The sequence below is a fragment of the Sulfitobacter sp. PR48 genome (assembly GCF_028807335.1).
GTDB lineage: Bacteria > Pseudomonadota > Alphaproteobacteria > Rhodobacterales > Rhodobacteraceae > Sulfitobacter.
On the sequence record NZ_JARAMM010000002.1, the window covers coordinates 268,428 to 283,751 of the forward strand.

Genomic DNA, 15,324 nt, shown 5'->3' on the forward strand with positions numbered 1-15,324 from the left:
GTCATGTTCCCTCTTCAAATGGGTTTGCATTGGCAGATACGGCGCCGCCAATCAGTTGATAGGACAGCAGATCGCGCATTTCAGCAGGATTGCGGACCAATGGATAGCGTTTGCCGGGCAGGGCAGTCAGTTCGGCGGCGGCACGCTTTTCGATGGCGATGGCTTCTTCCAGCGACACGAAGGCGAACCGGATTGCGGCACCTGCCGGGGCCTGGGCGATGCGGGGCAGATCGGCTGGCAGCACGGTGGCAATGCGCGGATAGCCTCCGGTTGTCTGGCTTTCGCACATCAGCACGAAGGGCGCACCGTCACCGGTGATCTGGATATCCCCCTGCACGATCACTTCCGAGACGATGCTGAGCTGACCGTCAGAAAAGAACCCCTCACCGTCGCTGTCCATCCGGACACCCTGCCGGTTTGCGCGCGGATCGCGCCTGAACGTCGTCCGGGTGAAACGCGCGCGGGTATCGGCGCTGAAATGAACGGTCTGCATGCTTTCCACCACATGTACCGTACCGCCGTCGAAGCGGTTGTCGCGTGGCAGCGCCATGCCGGTCTCCGACCCCTTGTCAGGCCCGATGGCCAGCGTGTCGCCGGATTTCAGTGCCGCCCCCAGACCGGCGCTCAGGTGGCTGGACCGCGACCCCATCAGTTCCGGCGTGGCAAGCCCGCCGCCGATATGCAGGTAGCCATAGGTGCCGCCCGTCGCCCCGCCGATGGTCAGCTTGGCACCGGCGGGCAAAAGGTGGCTGGCATTCCAGACAATCGCGGCCCCGTCGATATTGGCGGTCATCGCCGCCCCGGTCAGCGCGATGCGCAGGTCGGTGTCGCTGGTGAACGTGCCGCCTGCGCCGATCATCTCGATCGCGGCCCCCGCCGGCTGGCGGAGCAGGGCAGCCCCTTCGTGCAGGGCGATGGGGTCGGCGGCGCCGCCCCTGGTCAGCCCCTGCGCGCGGTATCCCGTGCGACCGAAATCCTGAATGCTCAGCGCCGGACCGGCCTGCACAACGGTCAGTGTCGCGCTCATGCCAGGACCTCCCTGCTTGCGCCGCCATCGCCGGATTGGTCCTTGCTGCGGATCTTCTCCAGCTCGGCGGGCTCAATAGCGGGAAAACAAAGCTCGTCCCCCGGTGAGAGGGCAAAGGCATGCTCGCTTTCAGGGCGGAAGGTGCGGAACGCGGTCTGTCCGATATGGCGCCATCCGGTGGGGGAGGCATTGGTGAACAGGACCAGCTGCCGGATCGCGATGATCAGCGCCCCGGCGGGGACCGACTTTGACAAGGCCTGCTGGCGGGGGATGTTCCAGGTCTCGCTCAGCTCGCCCAGGTAGGGCTGGCCGGGGGCGAAACCGATGGTCAGCACCCGCACACGCGCGCCCGAGATCTGGCGGATCGCCTCGTCCGGGTCGACACCGGCGACTTCGGCGGCTTCTTCAAGCTGCGGCGCAAGTTCGGTGCCGTAGACGGTGGGAATGTGCCAAAGGGTCCGGCCCGGTGGCAGGTCCGCCCTGTACCAGTCGCGGCTGGTCAGCAGATCGCGCAGGCGTTCCGTCATTTCCTCTGCCGGGGTCACGGCAAGGTTCACCTGCAGAAAGGTGGAGACAAGGGAGGTGCTTGTCTCGGTCACCTCTGGCCAATCCGCGTCCTCGATTGCCGCGCGCAGGGCGAGTGCGGCGCGGTTGGCGGGTTCGGTCATCGCTTCGGCGAAGGTGACAAGGATCCCGGACAGCCCGACGCGGCGGATTTGCGGCCAGTCAGTCATCGCAGAGCATCTTTCGGTAGAGGCGGGGCAACAGGATCGGTGTGAGATACATCGGCACCTGCCAGCAACCCACGAAGACCAGCAGCGGGGCCAGCACATCGGCCGGGAGCGCCACGAGGAACAGCGCGATGTTGCGGGTGCCTGCGCCAATGGCCAAAGGCCCAGCGACGGCTCGCAGGCGGGTGTGTCGCAGGGTCAGCAGCACCGCGATCTGCAAGCCATAGCTGGTTGCGAAGGCCAGCAGCATCCACAGGGCGACCAGCCCCGGTGTCGTGCGCAGCGCCGGGTTGAGCGCGGCCATCAGCCCGATGACGATGATCGAAAACGCCAGGGTGGATGCGCCATCCATCGCCTTGATCTGGGAGGGTGTCGGCGCGCGGAGCAGCCAATGTCTGAGCGCGAAGCCCAGACCGGTTGAGACGATGATTACCAGGAGCAACCGAAATGACGAGGCGAGGACGGCCTGTGCCGGGCCGAGCTGCGGTATCAGCGCGAGGATGGGCAGGACGGTCAGCGGAAAGGCTGCCGTGCCCAGGACGAGGATCTGCATCGTCCGTCCCGCGTCCTGCTCCATCATCAAGGCCAGGTTCGGTGACCCCGATATGGCAGGAGCCGCGCAGGTCAGCACCAGCGCAAGCGCGCCGGGTGTATTGTGCAATCCGAAGGGAACGAGACAGGCGTAAAGCGCCAGCGGCAGGGCCAATTGCAGCAGGGCAATCGCGCCCAGCCCCCAGCGCAGATCCCGCACCGCGCCCAGGGCCGCGCGCCGTCCGATGCGCAGCGCGGTCAGCAGCAGGAGCAGCGCCACCATCTCGGCCAGCCAGGGATAAAGCGCGCGGGCGAGCCCCGGCAGCAGCAGCCCCGCCGCAAGCCCGGCGATCAGGCAGGCGCGGGCATGGGTTGCCACCAGATGAAGAAACCGGATCAAGGCTAGTCCTCATGACGGCCCCTGGCGCAGGTTGTCAGGCAGCCAGGTGGCGATGTCGGGGAAGAAGATGAGGACAAAGACCATCACCACCATGATCGCGAACATCGGCAGGGCGGCCCTGGTGATGTATCCCATTTCGTGATCGGTCATGCCTTGCAGGACGAACAGGTTGAACCCGATGGGCGGTGTGATCTGTGCCATCTCGACCACGACCACGACGAAGATGCCGAACCAGATCAGGTCGATGCCCGCGCCGCGCACCATCGGCTCCACCACCGCCATGGTGAGCACGACCGAAGAGATCCCGTCAAGGAACATGCCCAGCACGATGTAGAACACCAGCAGCGCCATCAGCAGCTGGAACCGGGTCAGCTCCATCGCCGCGATGCCGTCGGCCAGGGCGCGGGGCAGGCCGGTAAAGCCCATCGACAGCTTCAGAAAGGCCGCCCCCGCGAGGATCAGCGCGATCATGGCAGAGGTGCGCATCGCCCCCATCAGGCTTTCGCGGAAGCTGTCCCAGTTGAGCGACCCCTGGAACAGCGCCAGCACCAGGGCACCGATGACCCCGATTGCCGCCGCCTCGGTCGCGGTGGCAAAGCCGAGGTACATCGACCCGATCACGACGGTGATCAGCGCAAAGACCGGCAGCAGGAACCGCGAATTGGCCAGCTTCTGCGCGAAGGTCATGGAGGGTTCGGCGTTGGGTTTCCAGTCCTTTGACGTCAGCGCCGTGAAAGCGACATAGGCCATGAACATCAGGGCGAGGATGAGGCCGGGAAAGACGCCGGCGAAGAACAGCTTGGTGATGCTTTCGTTCACCGTCACCCCATAGACGATCAGGGCGAGAGACGGCGGGATCATCAGGCCCAGCGTGGCCGCCCCGGCCAGCGTGCCGATGATCATCTTTTCGGGATAATTCCGGCTGCGCAACTCAGGGATCGACATCTTGCCCACGGTCGTCAGCGTCGCGGCCGATGACCCCGAAACGGCGGCAAAGACGGTACAGCCGACGATATTGGTATGGACCAGTCCGCCGGGCAGGCGTGCGAGCCAGGGGGCGAGACCCTTGAACATGTCCTCGGACAGGCGCGTTCGGTACAGGATTTCACCCATCCAGATGAACAGGGGCAGGGCGGTCAGTGTCCAGGAACTGGACGAGGCCCAGATCGTGGTGATCATCGTGTCGCCGACGGGGCGCGTGGTGAAAAGCTCCATCCCGACCCAGGCGACACCCATGAGGGCCAGACCGACCCAGACGCCGGTGCCCAGCAGGAAGAACAGGACAAAGAGGAAAAGCGTGATGGCGTAGACTTCGGTCATGGCATCATTCTCCGAAGCTTTGATCGACAAGGTCGCGGCTGAGGCGGTGATTGCCCCGAAAGACGACATGCAGCAGGTTGTCGGTCAGCGCGATGGCAAGGATCGCGCCACCGATGACCATGACCGACTGCGGCATCCAAAGCAGGGTGGCGTCCTGATCCTGGCTGACCTCCTTGAACTTCCACGACCAGTAGACGAACCAATAGGCGTAATAGGTGAAATACCAGGCTATCGCCGCCGCAAGGCCGAAGCACCAGATTTCCAGCAGGCGTTTCGGCCCTTTTGAAAGCGTGTTCAACAGGATCGAAACGCGAATGTGCGCGCCGCGGTTCAGCGCATTGGCGAAGGCAAGGAAACTGGCACCGGCCATCGCATATCCGGCATAGCTGGCGGCGCCCGGAAAGACGGCACCGGTCCATCGCGCGACCATCTGCGCCACGATCAGCAGCAGAATTGCCACAAGGCAAAGAGCAGCCACAGCCCCCGCCGCAACGTAAAGTCCATCCAGCGTTCTGCGCAGTGCTGTCATCTGACCCGCCTCCTTGTGCGAACAGGAAAGGCGGCCCGTTGAAGGGCCGCCCGAGGTGTCGTGATCAGTTCATGGATTTGTAGGTATCGACCAGCGTCTTGCCGTCTTCACCGGCCGCTTCCAGCCATTCGTTGGTCATGGTTTCACCAATCTCGCGCAGGCCCGACATCAGCTCTTCGCTGGCGGGTTGCACGATCATGCCGCCCTCTTTCAGACCATCATAGGTGAACTGGGTGTAGTCCTTGGACTTCTGCAGGCCGCGCGCTTCGGCTTCGGAAGCGCAGTTGTTGATCACTTCCTTGTTGGCGTCCGAAACACCCGACCAGACATCCGCGTTCACCATGACGTAGTTGCGCGGCAGCCAGGCGTCTACTTCGTAGAAGTGTGTCAGGCTTTCCCAGACCTTCTGGTCATAGCCCGTCGCGCCCGAGGAAATCATCGATTCCGCCACGCCGGTTGCAAAGGCCTGGCTGACCTCGGCGGCTTCGATGGTCACGGGGGCCATGCCCGTCAACTCAGCCAGACGCGCGGTGGTGTTGTTGTAGGACCGGAACTTGACGCCCGCCATATCGTCCACGCTGTTCACTTCTTTCTTGAAGTAAAGACCCTGCGGCGGCCACGGCACGTTGTAGAGCAGGTGCAGTCCCTGCTCCTCCAGCAGTGCTTCGATCCCGGGCTTGGCAGCCTCCCACAGTTTGCCACTGTCATCAAAAGAGGGGGCGAGGAACGGGATGCTGTCAAAGCCGAACAGCGCGTTTTCGTTCTGGTGGCCGGACAGCAGCCGCTCGCCGATCTGGACCTGGCCGGTCTGGATCGCGCGTTTGATGTCGGCGCCGGCAAAGAGCGCACCGCCGGGGTGAACGGTGATTTCGATCTCGCCGCCTGTGCCGTCGGTCACGCATTTGGCGAACTCGACGCCGTTTTCGGAGTGGAAGTTTGATGCCGAATAGGCCATCGGCATGTCCCATTTCTCTGCTGAGAAAGCGGGCAGGGCGGTGCCGAGTGTCAGGGCGGCTGTTGCCGCTGTTGCCATCAGTTTCTGTGTGCGTTTCATTTTTTCGTCTCCCGGTTGGTTTTTAATGGCGCTATTTGAAGCGCTGAGGATGGTAGGGGGCAAGGTCGGTGTTGACCGGTTGCCCTGCGATCAATCCGGCGACCAGTCGGCCCGTTTTTGGACCACCCGTCAACCCGATGTGATGATGCCCGAAGGCGGTAAAGACCCGGCTTTGTCCAATCTCGCCGATCAGGGGCAGGCTGTCGCTGGGGGCGGGTCTGTGCCCCAGCCATTCGATTTCACCGGTGGCGCTGAGCCCGGGAAAGGCGCGCTGGACCTGGCGGCGCAGCAGGTCAAGCGGCGCGCGCGAGGGTCCGGCCTCCAGCCCGCCAAATTCCAGGATACCGGCGCAGCGCAGACCTTGTTCCATGGGGGTCGCCACGAATTTCCCGCTGGCAATCATCGTAGGCTGACGGGGTCCGCCTGTCGCGCCCTCAAAGACCACATGATAGCCGCGTTCGCTTTCCAGGGGCACTTTCAGCCCCAGCTTGGCCATCATCGGTTTCGACCAGACGCCGGTTGCCAGCACAGCGGCGTCGCAAGGAATGGTGCCCGTGCTGGTTTGCACGCCGGTGATCTTCCCATCCGTCAGGTCAAAATCCGTGACCTCGGCTTGCATGATCTTGCCGCCACGATCCGCCAGGGCTTTGGCCAGCGCCTGAACATAGCCGCCCGGGCTGCGGATGAAACCGTGGTCTTTCATCACCGCCAGACAGGTGATGTCCGGGCCCAGGGCGGGGTCATATTCCTGCACCGCCGGCCCTTCGATCAATTCGGGTACGAAACCGGCTTCTTTGCGCAGCTCCCATGCGTATTTGTCCGCCGCGAATGCGGCGCGGTCGCTGTAGGCAAAGCAGTAATCACTGTCGGTCACCCAGTCGCCAAGACCCAGTTCGCCACAGAGGCTCTTGTGCTGTTCGACGCTGTCGCCGACGATCGGGGTCAGTGCCTTGGCGATCCGTCGGGTGTCGGTATCGTTGGCATTCGCCATGTAGCGACGCAGCCATGGCAGCAGCCGGGGCAGGTATGACCACCGCAGGAACAGCGGGAAATTGTTGTTGAGCAGCATCATCGGGGCCTTGTGCAGCAGGCCGGGCGCGGTGACAGGCACCATGGAGCATGACGCCAGCACCCCCGCGTTGCCATGAGATGTGCCGGTGCCGGGCAGGCCCCGGTCGATGACCGTCACCTCAACACCTGCCCGGCGCAGCCAGATCGCGGTCGATATACCAACAATGCCTGCGCCGATCACGACGATTTGGCGGCTCATTTGGCGGGCTTTCGGGTCATGAATGTCGTGCCTTTGATTCTCTCGGAGCATCATTACACGAATTCACAAAACATCAACAAAATGTTTGTAAAATGTCATCGTTGGACCAGCCGAGGCATCCTCATGTCGGTATCCGATGTGATTGCGGAGTGGGCAAGGAGGGTTTTGACGGTCAGCCGCGTGCGTCTTGCAGGATCATGTCGCTGGCCTTTTCACCGATCATGATCGCAGGTGCATTGGTGTTGCCGGAAACGATTTCCGGCATGATGGAGCAATCCGCAACGCGAAGCCCCGCGATGCCGTGGACCCGCAGGCGCGCGTCGACCACCGCGTCCTTGCCATCGCCCATCTTGCAGGTGCCGGTGGGGTGGTAGATCGACGCGCTGTTGCTGCGCGCCCAGTCGAGGGTGGCATCGTAATCGTCCATCGGCAGGCTGGCGTCGGGCCGGTATTCCTGTGAAATCTTGCTGGTCAGGGGGGCATGGCGTGCAATGCGCCTGGCGATGTTGACGCCTTCCACGACTGTCCGGCAATCGGTGTCCGTGCTCAGATAATTCGGAATGATCCGGGGATAGTCACGTGGTCTGGCGGAGTTCAGCCTGATCTCGCCCCTGCTTTCCGGGCGCAGCTGGCAGACCGACATGGTGAAGGCCGAGAACCTGTCGGCCCCCTTGCCGGGGTTCTCTGCTGACAGGGGCTGAACATGGAATTGAATATCGGGGGTTTCCAGATCCTCGCGGGTCTTGAGAAAGCCGGTCGCGAGGCTGGCTGCCATCGTCATCGGCCCAGCCCGGAACATCAGATACTTCAACCCGATGCGCGCCTGCCCCGTCAATGTGCTGACCTCATCGTTCAGGGTCGGCTCATTACATTTGTAGACCAGCCGCGCTTGCAGGTGATCCTGCAGGTTCTTGCCCACGCCGGGCAGGTCATGGGCCACCGTGAGCCCGTGTTCGGAAAGCTGATCCGCCTCGCCGATACCGGAGAGCATCAGCAGCTGGGGCGAATTGATGGCCCCGCCCGAAAGAACGATTTCGCGGTTGGCGGTTACGGTTTGGGACCTGCCGGCGCGGTCGGTATAGCGCACTGCGGTGGCGCGGCGTCCGTCCAGCAGGATGCGGTCCACCTGCGCATGGGTGACAATCCGCAGGTTCGGCCGCTTCTTGACCGGGTTCAGGTAAGCAACCGCGCTCGAACAGCGCCGCCCGTTCTGTGATGTCAGTTGAAAAAAGCCGACACCCTCCTGGGTCGCGCCGTTGTAGTCGGGGTTGAATGGATAGCCTGCCGCCTGTGCCGCCGCGACCCAGGCGTCGGTGATCGGGCGCTGGATGCGCATGTTGGAGACCGACAGCGGCCCCTTGTCCCCGTGAAAGGCATCGGCACCGCGTTCATTGTTCTCGGCCCGCTTGAACAGCGGCAGAACGTCGTCCCACCCCCAGCCCGTGTTGCCCATCTGACGCCAGCGGTCATAGTCCTGCGGTTGTCCACGGACGTAGAGCAATCCGTTGAGCGAGGAAGAGCCACCCAGCACCTTGCCGCGCGGCCATTCGATGGACCGCCCGTTGAGGCCTGGATCGGGTTCGGTCTTGTAGCACCAGTCAACGGAGGGATTGTGGATCGTCTTGAAGTAGCCGACCGGGATGTGGATCCAGGGATTGAGATCACGCCCGCCCGCTTCGAGCAGGATCACGGAGTTCTTCGGGTCCGCGCTAAGACGATTGGCCAGCACACATCCGGCTGAACCCGCCCCGATCACAATATAGTCCGCTTTCATGCCACTGCTCCTCCGCACGGTGAAGAAATTTGTATACAGATGCGCGTTTCCATACTAGTGTTTTTTGAAACAAAAAGTCTCAATAATTGACAATAGCACTTGAATGGGAGGAACCAAAATGAGTGTTCAGGAGAAATTGAAAGGCATTTCCCGTCGTGATTTGTTCAGGTTGGCTGGGCAGTACGGCATGTCGTCGACCCTGCTTGCGGCGGGTACTTTCGGCGGCGCGATGAGCCTCGGCAATCTCGCGAAAGCTGCCGAATCGACATATGAAAAGCGGTTCGCGAAAGAGCCCAAGGTCACGTTCAAGTTCGGCGCCTCCGGGTTCAACGCCCGCAACCTGCTGATCGAACGTGCCGGTTGTCTGGAATTCGCCCGCGATCTGGAAAGCCGGACGGATGGGGAGATCCGGGTCGAATTCATCGGTGACAACCAGATCTGCGGCCAGACCTCCTGTGTGGAGAAGGCGCAGCAGGGCATCGTGGACATCTACGCTGCCTCGACACAGAACTCTGCCGGTGGCGCGCCTTATCTCAACGTGCTGGACTATGCCTATATGTTCCCGTCACGCGCGGCGCAGTACCATTTCCTGTATAGCCCGGAGTCGGTCAAGCTGCTGCGCGATCCCTATGAGAAGCGCCACGGGCTGAAGTTCCTGTTCAGCCATTGCGAGCTGCGCGGCATCCAGATGGGGCTGGGCTGGCAGGACAAGCCCGCCATCACCAAACTGGAGGAAATGTTCGGCACCAAGAACCGCGTGACCGGAACCCAGCTGGGCCGCATCGCGATGCAGGCGCTGAACCTCAACCCGGTGCCGGTGGCCTGGGAAGAGACACTTGACGGTCTCAAGCAGGGGCTGATCGACGGGGCGGAGACATGGGCCTCGGCCGTGGCCTATGCCAATATGTCGCCCGTGGTGTCGCAGTCGGTCGACCTCAAGTTTTTCTGCGGAACGGAGCATACCGCCATGTCCGTCGCGGCCTTCGACAGCCTGGATGGTGCGCTGCAGGACGCGGTGATGGAATCGGCCTATCTGACGCAGGTTCACGTGCAGGCCGCGAACGAGGCCGCGCTGGTCAAGACCGTCGGTTTCTCTGACCCGCAGCTGCCCGGCACGATCTTTGCCGAGAACAACGTGCGCAACGTCTTCCTGCCCGACGATCAGATCAAGATGGCCGAGGAAATGTGTTCGCCCCAGTATCAGCCACAGCTTTGGGAAGAATGGCGGGAGCGTCTGAACGGTTGGGCCGGTGGTCTGGATACCTATCAGGAAATCTATGACATTGCCCGTCAGATCCCCGTCGATACACTACCCGAAAACGTGGAGCCGCGGCGCTGGTGGAAAGCCTGAACCCGGCCGACACGTAACGAAGGGACCGGCCCCACAGGGGCCGGTTTGATACCACCACGCCATCGGGAGGGATGGCGCAATATATTTTCCGGGGAGGAAGGCAGATGTCCATCTGGGCGGACGCAACCACGATCATCACCTCAACCCTGAGCGGCGACATAGATTATTCAAGCGTACAGGCCTATCGGTCGGAAGCGGCCTGGTGGGTGTTTGGCACCATGACGGTACTGGGTGGCATCCTGGTCTACTACATGTACCGGGCGGTTCCCTTTCTTGACCGGCACCTGGAACGGACCATCGTGGTCTGGACCTATATCGTCATTGCCCTGATCATTTTTGTCGGGGTGATCCAGCGCTTTGCTGCGGACATCTGGTGGATCCCGCAGGCCTGGCACGGGCAGGTGGCCTGGTCCACCACGGTCCCGCCGCTGCTGTTCATGGTGATGGCCTGGTTCGGCTGCGCGTTCAACGTGCGCTTGCGGACCCATCTCAGCTTTGCCGAATTCCGCACCAACATGCCGCCAAAGCTGCAGATCCTGACGCTGATCCTGGATGCGGTGTTGTGGATGGGCTTTTGCATCATCGTCGTCACCACGACCGCGCGGGTCACCGTCAACAGCTATAACAACTTCCAGATCGTGCTGGGGACCGACAACCTGATGCAATGGATGTTCCTGATCACGGTGCCCGTGGCCTTTGTCCTGATGGCCGGCCGGGTGATCGAGAACCTGCTGGAGGATCTGCGCAATTATCGCGAGGGCCGGCCGCTGATCCAGCAAGCTGTCATCGGGGGGGATGTCTGATGACCGACGGGACCTGGATCACATTGATTTCGCTGGGTGTCACGCTGTTGTTCATGCTGGGCACGCCGGTTCTGCTGGTCATCTTCTACTGGGTTGTCGGCTGTTCCTTTGTCATGGGGCTGACGCTGGATAACACCGGTGCGGAACTGCTGAACGTCTTCAACAAGGGTTTTGCCCTGTTGGCGATGCCGCTGTTCATCCTGACGGGGGACCTGATCAACAAATCGGGGATTGCCCGGCGGTTGTCGGATTTCGCCTATGCCTGTCTGGGCTGGATGCGCGGCGGGCTTGCCATGGCCTCCATCGGGGCCTGCGGGCTTTTCGCCGCGATTTCCGGGTCGAACTCCGCCACCACGGCGACCATCGGGTCCATGCTGCATCCCGAAATGGTCAAGGGTGGCTATGACGAGCGGTTTTCCGCAGCGACAGCGGCGGCAGGCGGCACGGTTGGCATCATCATCCCGCCATCGATCATCTTTATCGTCTACGGGTTCCTGATGAACCTGCCGATTTCTGATCTGTTCATCGCGGGCATTGTGCCCGGCACCCTGATGGTCCTGGCAATGATGGCGGCATGTTTCATCATATGCACCGTGAACAAATGGGGGTTTCTGATCGCGCTGAGCCCGTGGCGCGTCTTCAAGACTGCCGTTGGTGCCTGGCTGGGTTTCTTTGCCATCGGTCTGGTGCTTTGGGGCATCTACACCGGCAAGTTCTCTCCGACCGAGGCGGCAGGGGTCACGGTGGGTTTCTGCATCATCGTCGGGGTGCTGTCCTGGCCCCTGAACAAGCTGATGGGCAGCAAGGCCGACACCCCGGTGGAGGAGAAATCGCTCGTCTCCATGGTGGTTGTCGAAGGGTTCACACCGCTTGATATCCCCGCCATCGTGGTGCGGTCGGCACAGATCACCGGCATCCTTGCACCGCTGATCGCCGTCAGCGTGGTAATGCAGCAGATCCTGTCGCTGCTGGGCGCGCAATCGGTGATCTCGGGCTTCGTGACGGGCATGGGCGGCTATTACCCCGTGCTGTTCACGGCGATGGCCATCGTCTTTGTCGCGGGCATGATCCTGGAATCCCTGCCGGTGACGATCATTCTTGCCCCTATTCTCGCACCTATCGCCCATTCCGTGGGTGTCGATCCGATCCAGTTTGCGGTGATCTTCCTTGTTGGTGCCTCCATCGGGTTTATCACGCCACCCTACGGGTTGAACCTCTACGTCGCTTCCGGTGTGACAGGTGTGCCCTATTTCCGCTTGCTGCGTTACGCGACGATGTATCTTGGATCGCTTGTTGCAGTGTGGATCGCAGTCGCGTATTTCCCCTCTCTATCGAAAACGCTGCTGTCCGGCGGTTACCTGTACGAGCATCTTCCGATCTGGTTCGGGGCTCTTACCTTCTGGAACTGATCGGTGTGCGGCATAACCCGGACGGATGAAGCGCAATGGATGATGTCGGCGAACGCGAAAAGGCGATACCGACCAATTTGCGCCTGCTGCTCTTGCTGGAAGAGATCGCCCGTGTCGGGGCACCGATGACGCCGACCGCCGCGAACGAAGTGCTGGGACTGCCGAAACCCACGGTGCACCGGCTGTTCCACAGGCTTGAGCAGGAGGGGTTCCTTCAGCGCGACATTGACGGGCGGTCCTATTCCGCGGGGCAGCGGCTGCGCAAGCTTTCGGTCAATGTCCTGTCTTCCAGCCGGTTGCGGACCGTGCGGCTGGCGGTGCTGAACGCGCTGACCGAAGACGTTGGCGAAACCTGCAACGTCGCGATGCCGGACCGGGACGGGATGGTCTATCTCGACCGGGTCGAGACGAAATGGCCACTGCGCATCCAACTGCCTGTCGGCACCACGGTTCCCTTTCATTGTACCGCCAGCGGCAAGATGTACCTGTCTACCCTGCCGCCACGGATGTTGGGCAAATACCTGTCGTCAGCAGCGCTGGAACCGCAGACATCAAGAACACTCACCGATCCCGACGCCCTGCATCGCGCCATCGAAGAGGTGCGCAAGCGTGACTATTCCACCGATGATGAGGAGTTCATGGAAGGCATGGTCGCTGTCGCCGTTCCGATCTGGGACGATCAGCGGCGGCTGATGTCCACACTTTCCATCCACGCCCCGACGCAGCGTGTCAGCATCGGAGACCTGGAGGCGCATCTGGATCGGCTCAGATCCGCTGCCGCCGATCTGTCAGAGATAGTTCTGCGCTGAGGGGCGCAGCCAGCCGTCCTCAAAAGCGACCTCGCTGACACCGGCAAGCTTGCACAGTTTTTCCAGCTCAGCATCGAAGGCGCGTTGCCGTCCGCTGCCCCAGCGTGTCCTGCCCTCTGGCCACAGCGCGCGGACGCGCAAGACATCCTCGTCGCGAAAGGCCTTCATGTCGACACGGCCAACGATGCGGTCGCCTTCGAGAATGGGAAAAACATAGTAGCCAAAGGTGCGCTTCGCTTCCGGTACAAAAACCTCGATCCGGTAGTTGAACCCGAACAGCCGTTCTGCACGATTGCGGTCCCGCAGGGCCGGATCAAAGGGGCTGAGCACCCGCAAACGGCTCGTGGGCTCCTTGTCGCCTGCCGGATCCTGATCAAGGCCTGGCCGCGCATAGGCGAGTTTGACGGACCCGTCCGCACCGGTGACCTGCACCTGTTCCAGCGCGCCTGCCGCCAGCGCCTCTGCGCACCAGTCGCGGGCCTCTGCCGGGGTGACATGATCCCAGAAGGCGGCGATCTCGGTATGGGTGGCAAACCCCAGCCGTGCCAGCGCCTGATCGCAGCACCAGTCGATCGTGGCCGCGACATCGGGGCAATTCGCGGGGTCGTGCAGATGCTGCTCGATCACCCGCTCCGTCAGGTCATAGCGTTTCTTGAACCCGTCGCGCCCGACCACACAAAGCGCGCCAGAGCGCCACAGATACTCCAGCGCAGTCTTGGAAGGGTGCCAGTCCCACCAGCCGCCGGATCCGCGTGTTTCATCCTTTCCGACATCGGATGAACACAGCGGCCCCTCGGCTGCGATCTGCTCCAACACGTTCTGAAAGCGTTTCTCAAACCCGTCACGCCGCCAGTTGCGCCACCGCGCGCGCAGTTTTTCGGCGTCGCGCTGGCGCCTGAGATTCCACTGCGGATAGAAATCCATCGGAATGACAGCCGCATCATGTGTCCAGTGTTCGAACAGCGCCCTGTCACGCTCGTACAGGTTCTTGAGCGCCTTCGGCCGGTATCGTTGCCTGCGCGAAAACAGGATCAGGTCATGCGCGCGGGCCACGGTGTTGATGCTGTCCAGCTGCACAAAGCCAAGGTCATGGATCAGCCCGTGCAGTGCCGCGCCCCTTGCTTCGCCGACAGGGGGGTCGGACAGGCGGTGCCGGTCAAGGAATATCCGCCGCGCCTGGCCATTGCCCAGGGTCAGCATGGTCAGCGGCGATGGCGGCGCAGGGTGTCCCCGTAGGACAGGGTCGGCGTCATGGTCACCTGCGTCGGCACATCCGGGTCCGGAGTCTCGGAGGTGTAGTTCAGAACGATCTTTGCCGCCGCCTGGCCAATCTCGCTCCGGCAGGCATCCATCGTCGCCAGTTGCCGTGGCAGCCCCTGCAACAGCTCGACACCGTTGAAACCGGCCAGGCCGATCTGGCCCGGGATGTCGATTTTCTGATCAATCAGATACAACAGGCCGCCTGCGCCGATCATGTCGTTGGAGTAATACAGGAAATCCAGATCCGGAGAGCGTTCCAGCATCTCCTGCGTCATTTCCCGACCCTTGGCCAGCGCGGACCCCCCGGAATAGAACGCGCGATCCTCGATCTCCACACCCGCCTTGGCCAGTGCTTCCGTGAAGCCTTCGAACCGTTTGCGCGCGCGGTGGTCCAGCGGCATCTTGGTCCCCATGAAGCCGATATGCTCATATCCTTCCTTGAGGATCGCATTGGCCATTTCGCGCCCCGCCCGGCGATGCGAGATACCCACCATCGCGTCAACGGGCCGGCCGTCAGTGTCCATGATCTCAACCACGGGAATGCCCGCATTCTTGAGCATGGCGCGGGTCGCGTCAGAATGTTCCAGCCCGGCGATGATCACCCCCGACGGCCGCCACGACAGCATTTCGTAAAGCACCCGCTCCTCTTTTTCGGGCAGGTAGTCCGTTACGCCGACCACGGGCTGCAGCGGCGTGTCCTCAAGGACCTGATTGATGCCATTCAGAACTTCGGGAAAAACCATGTTTGACAGCGACGGGATGATGACCGCCACCAGGTTCACCCGTTGAGAGGCCAGCGACCCAGCAATCTGATTTGGCACGTATCCCAGCTCCTTTGCCGCCGCCAGCACCCGGTTGCGTGTGGCTTCCGATACATCCCCCCTCTTGCGCAGAACTCTGCTCACGGTCATTTCCGAGACGCCACAGGCCTCGGATACATCGCGGAGGGTAAGCGGCCGTTTGGAAGATGTGGTCAAATTTTCATTCCTGATTACTCAACAACCAGTTAGCGCGAAGCATGGGCAACGATCAAGCGCAGGCTTTGTTTTCGTTTCT

General features: G+C 62.1%; 14 protein-coding genes. 4 read left to right on the forward strand and 10 right to left on the reverse strand.

The annotated features are described in order from the left end of the window. Nucleotide 1: 1 nt before the first annotated feature. From PVW51_RS03985 to PVW51_RS04020, 8 genes are all read right to left on the reverse strand, one after another. Nucleotides 2-1,027 carry a biotin-dependent carboxyltransferase family protein gene (locus PVW51_RS03985; RefSeq protein ID WP_274573696.1) on the reverse strand — a complete coding sequence of 342 codons (1,026 nt, stop codon included), beginning with the start codon at nucleotides 1,025-1,027 and terminating at the stop codon, nucleotides 2-4. Then, the gene (locus PVW51_RS03990) at nucleotides 1,024-1,761 is read right to left on the reverse strand and encodes a 5-oxoprolinase subunit B family protein (protein ID WP_274573697.1); all 738 of its coding nucleotides are present in this window, start codon (nucleotides 1,759-1,761) and stop codon (nucleotides 1,024-1,026) included. Before PVW51_RS03990 ends, PVW51_RS03985 begins: the two co-directional genes overlap by 4 nt. After that, nucleotides 1,754-2,689, reverse strand: a complete 936-nt coding sequence (locus PVW51_RS03995) for a hypothetical protein (protein ID WP_274573698.1) — start codon at nucleotides 2,687-2,689, stop codon at nucleotides 1,754-1,756. The genes PVW51_RS03990 and PVW51_RS03995 overlap by 8 nt, the downstream gene beginning before the upstream one ends. A gap of 9 nt (nucleotides 2,690-2,698) precedes the next feature. Then, on the reverse strand, nucleotides 2,699-4,009 hold the full coding sequence (locus PVW51_RS04000) for a TRAP transporter large permease (RefSeq protein WP_269362689.1): 1,311 nt from the start codon (nucleotides 4,007-4,009) through the stop codon (nucleotides 2,699-2,701). Between the two features lie 4 nt (nucleotides 4,010-4,013). Continuing rightward, entirely contained in the window at nucleotides 4,014-4,538 is a 525-nt protein-coding gene (locus tag PVW51_RS04005) for a TRAP transporter small permease (RefSeq protein WP_269362691.1), read from the reverse strand. Between the two features lie 64 nt (nucleotides 4,539-4,602). After that, nucleotides 4,603-5,592 carry a TRAP transporter substrate-binding protein gene (locus PVW51_RS04010; RefSeq protein ID WP_274573699.1) on the reverse strand — a complete coding sequence of 330 codons (990 nt, stop codon included), beginning with the start codon at nucleotides 5,590-5,592 and terminating at the stop codon, nucleotides 4,603-4,605. 31 nt (nucleotides 5,593-5,623) lie between these two features. Next, a complete protein-coding gene (locus tag PVW51_RS04015) occupies nucleotides 5,624-6,862 on the reverse strand; it encodes an NAD(P)/FAD-dependent oxidoreductase (protein ID WP_269362693.1) in 1,239 nt (412 codons plus the stop codon). A gap of 172 nt (nucleotides 6,863-7,034) precedes the next feature. Beyond that, entirely contained in the window at nucleotides 7,035-8,636 is a 1,602-nt protein-coding gene (locus tag PVW51_RS04020) for a GMC family oxidoreductase (RefSeq protein WP_274573700.1), read from the reverse strand. Nucleotides 8,637-8,754: 118 nt separating this feature from the next. Between PVW51_RS04020 and PVW51_RS04025 the strand changes: the two genes are divergently transcribed. The 4 genes from PVW51_RS04025 to PVW51_RS04040 all read left to right on the forward strand — a co-directional run bounded on the left by PVW51_RS04025 (nucleotide 8,755) and on the right by PVW51_RS04040 (nucleotide 13,008). Further along, on the forward strand, nucleotides 8,755-9,987 hold the full coding sequence (locus tag PVW51_RS04025; RefSeq protein ID WP_274573701.1) for a TRAP transporter substrate-binding protein: 1,233 nt from the start codon (nucleotides 8,755-8,757) through the stop codon (nucleotides 9,985-9,987). A gap of 104 nt (nucleotides 9,988-10,091) precedes the next feature. Further along, the gene (locus PVW51_RS04030) at nucleotides 10,092-10,790 is read left to right on the forward strand and encodes a TRAP transporter small permease (protein WP_274573703.1); all 699 of its coding nucleotides are present in this window, start codon (nucleotides 10,092-10,094) and stop codon (nucleotides 10,788-10,790) included. Further along, nucleotides 10,790-12,199 (forward strand): TRAP transporter large permease, encoded by a 1,410-nt coding sequence (locus PVW51_RS04035; RefSeq protein ID WP_274573704.1) that lies wholly within the window; start codon nucleotides 10,790-10,792, stop codon nucleotides 12,197-12,199. The genes PVW51_RS04030 and PVW51_RS04035 overlap by 1 nt, the downstream gene beginning before the upstream one ends. Nucleotides 12,200-12,234: 35 nt before the next feature. Next, the gene (locus PVW51_RS04040; RefSeq protein ID WP_269362703.1) at nucleotides 12,235-13,008 is read left to right on the forward strand and encodes an IclR family transcriptional regulator; all 774 of its coding nucleotides are present in this window, start codon (nucleotides 12,235-12,237) and stop codon (nucleotides 13,006-13,008) included. On the opposite strand, the gene PVW51_RS04045 is transcribed toward PVW51_RS04040, so the two are convergent. Both PVW51_RS04045 and PVW51_RS04050 read right to left on the reverse strand, forming a co-directional pair. Further along, nucleotides 12,988-14,214 carry a winged helix-turn-helix domain-containing protein gene (locus PVW51_RS04045; RefSeq protein ID WP_274573778.1) on the reverse strand — a complete coding sequence of 409 codons (1,227 nt, stop codon included), beginning with the start codon at nucleotides 14,212-14,214 and terminating at the stop codon, nucleotides 12,988-12,990. The two genes, PVW51_RS04040 and PVW51_RS04045, sit on opposite strands and share 21 nt — an antisense overlap. Next, nucleotides 14,211-15,245 (reverse strand): LacI family DNA-binding transcriptional regulator, encoded by a 1,035-nt coding sequence (locus PVW51_RS04050; protein ID WP_114273807.1) that lies wholly within the window; start codon nucleotides 15,243-15,245, stop codon nucleotides 14,211-14,213. The genes PVW51_RS04045 and PVW51_RS04050 overlap by 4 nt, the downstream gene beginning before the upstream one ends. Nucleotides 15,246-15,324: the final 79 nt, after the last annotated feature.

Coding starts and splice junctions, on each gene's coding strand:
- PVW51_RS04015 (WP_269362693.1), bottom strand. CDS start 6,862: ATGAGCCGCCAAATCGTCGTGATCGGCGCAGGCATTGTTGGTATATCG.
- PVW51_RS03985 (WP_274573696.1), bottom strand. CDS start 1,027: ATGAGCGCGACACTGACCGTTGTGCAGGCCGGTCCGGCGCTGAGCATT.
- PVW51_RS04040 (WP_269362703.1), top strand. CDS start 12,235: ATGGATGATGTCGGCGAACGCGAAAAGGCGATACCGACCAATTTGCGC.
- PVW51_RS03990 (WP_274573697.1), bottom strand. CDS start 1,761: ATGACTGACTGGCCGCAAATCCGCCGCGTCGGGCTGTCCGGGATCCTT.
- PVW51_RS04000 (WP_269362689.1), bottom strand. CDS start 4,009: ATGACCGAAGTCTACGCCATCACGCTTTTCCTCTTTGTCCTGTTCTTC.
- PVW51_RS04035 (WP_274573704.1), top strand. CDS start 10,790: ATGACCGACGGGACCTGGATCACATTGATTTCGCTGGGTGTCACGCTG.
- PVW51_RS04030 (WP_274573703.1), top strand. CDS start 10,092: ATGTCCATCTGGGCGGACGCAACCACGATCATCACCTCAACCCTGAGC.
- PVW51_RS04005 (WP_269362691.1), bottom strand. CDS start 4,538: ATGACAGCACTGCGCAGAACGCTGGATGGACTTTACGTTGCGGCGGGG.
- PVW51_RS04010 (WP_274573699.1), bottom strand. CDS start 5,592: ATGAAACGCACACAGAAACTGATGGCAACAGCGGCAACAGCCGCCCTG.
- PVW51_RS04020 (WP_274573700.1), bottom strand. CDS start 8,636: ATGAAAGCGGACTATATTGTGATCGGGGCGGGTTCAGCCGGATGTGTG.
- PVW51_RS04025 (WP_274573701.1), top strand. CDS start 8,755: ATGAGTGTTCAGGAGAAATTGAAAGGCATTTCCCGTCGTGATTTGTTC.